Genomic DNA, 3,105 nt, shown 5'->3' with positions numbered 1-3,105 from the left:
TAACACCTTCAAAATTTCATACAGATTCTTTGAATCAAACCTTCTTGGTTAAGCCTTCGATCTATTAGTAACAGTCAGCTACATGTATTACTACACTTCCACCTCTGTCCTATCTACCTTGTAGTCTTCAAGGGATCTTATCTCCTTAAAGGAGGGGATATCTCATCTTGAGGGGGGCTTCACGCTTAGATGCCTTCAGCGTTTATCCCGTCCAGACTTGGCTACCCGGCTATGCCATTGGTTGACAGCCGGTACACCAGTGGTCCGTCCAACCCGGTCCTCTCGTACTAGGGTCAGCTCCTCTCAAATATCCTCCGCCCGCGCCGGATAGGGACCGAACTGTCTCACGACGTTCTGAACCCAGCTCGCGTACCGCTTTAATGGGCGAACAGCCCAACCCTTGGGACCTGCTACAGCCCCAGGATGCGATGAGCCGACATCGAGGTGCCAAACCACTCCGTCGATGTGAACTCTTGGGAGTGATAAGCCTGTTATCCCCAGGGTAGCTTTTATCCGTTGAGCGATGGCAATCCCACTTTATACCACCGGATCACTAAGTCCTACTTTCGTACCTGCTCCACCCGTCGGTGTCGCAGTCAAGCTCCCTTCTGCCTTTGCACTCTTTAAATGGTTTCCGACCATTCTGAGGGAACCTTTGAGCGCCTCCGATACCCTTTCGGAGGCGACCGCCCCAGTCAAACTCCCCGCCTGGCATTGTCCCATCACCGGATTACGGTGACTGGTTAGAAATCCAATACTACAAGGGTGGTATCCCAACAGCGACTCCCTAGAAACTGGCGTCCCTAGTTCATAGTCTCCCACCTATCCTGTACATGCAGTACCGAATCCCAGTACCAAACTGGAGTAAAGCTCCATGGGGTCTTTCCGTCCTGGCGCGGGTAACCAGCATCTTCACTGGTACTTCAATTTCACCGGATGCATTGTCGAGACAGTGCTCAAATCATTACGCCTTTCGTGCGGGTCGGAACTTACCCGACAAGGAATTTCGCTACCTTAGGACCGTTATAGTTACGGCCGCCGTTTACTGGGGCTTGAATTCAAAGCTTCGCCGAAGCTAACCTCTCCTCTTAACCTTCCAGCACCGGGCAGGCGTCAGCCCATATACATCACCTTACGGTTTCGCATAGACCTGTGTTTTTGCTAAACAGTTGCTTGAGCCTATTCTCTGCGGCCTGATTTCTCAGGCACCCCTTCTCCCGAAGTTACGGGGTCATTTTGCCGAATTCCTTAACAATGCTTCTTCCGTCGGCCTTAGGATTCTCTCCTCATCCACCTGTGTCGGTTTACGGTACGGGCACATGGCAAACAATAGCGGCTTTTCTCGGCACAGACTCTACTCGCTTCGTTACTTCTAGTTCACTCCACATCACGCTCTTGGATTATACGGCAGATTTGCCAACCGTACTCCTCCTTCGCTTGTACCGGTCTTTCCATTCCCGGCTCGAGCTTTGTCCATGCGTCCCCACAGTTCTGTTACCATGCGGTACAGGAATCTCAACCTGTTATCCATCGACTACGTCTTTCGACCTCGCCTTAGGCCCCGACTTACCCAGCGCAGATCAGCTTTACGCTGGAAACCTTAGATATTCGGCCGTAAGGATTCTCACCTTACTCTCGCTACTCATTCCGGCATTCTCTCTTCTTATCCCTCCACTGCTCCTTTCGGTACAGCTTCGTCGGTATTAAGAATGCTCCTCTACCACTTATACTTGTGTATAAATCCACAGCTTCGGTGTTGTGTTTTAGCCCCGGACATTTTCGGCGCAGGACCTCTCGACTAGTGAGCTGTTACGCACTCTTTGAATGTATGGCTGCTTCTGAGCCAACATCCTAGTTGTCTATGAAATCCCACATCCTTTTCCACTTAACACATACTTTGGGACCTTAACTGGTGGTCTGGGCTCTTTCCCTTTTGACTATCCAACTTATCTCGTATAGTCTGACTCCCATACATCATCTTTATGGCATTCGGAGTTTGATATTCTTTGGTAAGCTTTGACGCCCCCGCGGAAATTCAGTGCTCTACCTCCACAAGACTAATATGAGGCTAGCCCTAAAGCTATTTCGAGGAGAACCAGCTATCTCCGGGTTCGATTGGAATTTCTCCCCTATCCACACCTCATCCCCACCCTTTTCAACGGATGTGGGTTCGGTCCTCCAATGACGATTAGATCATCTTCAACCTGGACATGGATAGATCACCCGGTTTCGGGTCTACTCTCACTGACTATGCGCCCTATTCAGACTTGGTTTCCCTTCGGCTCCAGACCTTTAGTCCTTAACCTCGCCAGTAAGCGTAACTCGCCGGACCGTTCTACAAAAAGTACGCGGTTCATCATATAAAGATGTTCCACAGCTTGTAAACACAGGGTTTCAGGTTCTCTTTCACTCCCCTCCCGGGGTTCTTTTCACCTTTCCTTCACAGTACTTTGCTCTATCGGTCACTAAGTAGTATTTAGGCTTACGGGGTGGTCCCCGCTCTTTCCATCAAGGTTTCTCGTGTCTCGATGTACTCTGGATCCTGCTCGGTCATCTCTCTTTTCGCTTACGGGGCTTTCACCCTCTCTGGCTGGCTTTCCCAAAACCATTCTGCTAAAATCGATGAATCCTAAATGCAGTCCGAACCCCGAAACGCACGCGTCTCGGTTTGGCCTCTTTCGGTTTCGCTCGCCGCTACTCCCGAAATCGATGTTTCTTTCTCTTCCTCCGGGTACTTAGATGTTTCAGTTCCCCGGGTTCCCTTCCTAACGTTATGGATTGGCGTTAGGATAACTGGAGTCCATCCAGTTAGGTTTCCCCATTCAGATATCCACGGATCACAAGTTATTTGCACTTCCCCGTGGCTTTTCGCAGCTTATCACGTCTTTCGTCGGCTCTTAGTGCCAAGGCATCCACCCTGCGCTCTTCTTTGCTTAACCTCGCGTTGCATAGCGTTGCAACATTTTGTTTTGCTTAAAAAAGCTTTTCTCAGTTTTTACTGAATTTTTGGTTTGTTAATTCTCGGATGTCTTGATATTGAGAGTTGATTTTATTCAACTTTCTTTCATCAAAATCTATCTGTATGAAATTTTCAAGGTGCTATTT

1 rRNA gene is annotated in these 3,105 nt (G+C 49.2%); it reads right to left on the bottom strand.

Annotated features, from left to right (window positions below):
* Positions 1 to 44: 44 nt before the first annotated feature.
* A 23S ribosomal RNA gene (locus tag H8R94_RS12025) occupies positions 45 to 2,939 on the bottom strand.
* Positions 2,940 to 3,105: the final 166 nt, after the last annotated feature.

Source organism: Roseburia lenta, from assembly GCF_014287435.1.
Classification (GTDB): Bacteria; Bacillota; Clostridia; order Lachnospirales; family Lachnospiraceae; genus Pararoseburia; species Pararoseburia lenta.
The sequence above is the reverse complement of the archived record's forward strand: the minus strand, read 5'-3'. Positions and strand labels throughout refer to the sequence as shown.